Source organism: Christensenella hongkongensis, assembly GCF_000981035.1.
In the GTDB taxonomy this organism is placed as follows: Bacteria; Bacillota; Clostridia; order Christensenellales; family Christensenellaceae; genus Christensenella; species Christensenella hongkongensis.
Genome location: NZ_LAYJ01000095.1, coordinates 1 through 284 on the forward strand (window position 1 = coordinate 1; position 284 = coordinate 284).

Sequence of the window (284 nt, forward strand, 5' to 3'; positions counted from 1 at the left end):
CACAAGGCCGCCAAAGCCAAGGATTTCTCCCCGCTTTACCTCGAAGCTCACGTCCTTTACCTTATCGTTCGTCAGCCCCTTTACCTGCAGTACCGTTTCTCCCAATGGCTTTACACGCTCCGGATAATCTTCTCCCAGCTCGCGTCCTACCATATCTGCGATCAGTTCTTTTCTTGTGATATCCTTGATGTCCTTCGTCGATATATATTTCCCATCCCGCAGCACCGTTACTCTGTCACAGATTTCAAACATTTCTTCCATCCTGTGCGAGATGAATATGATCG

The 284-nt window shown here is 48.2% G+C and carries 1 pseudogene; it reads right to left on the minus strand.

From position 1 onward, the window contains the following. Positions 1-252 (minus strand): annotated as a pseudogene (locus CHK_RS07945) (D-xylose ABC transporter ATP-binding protein); the annotation flags it as partial. Positions 253-284: the final 32 nt, after the last annotated feature.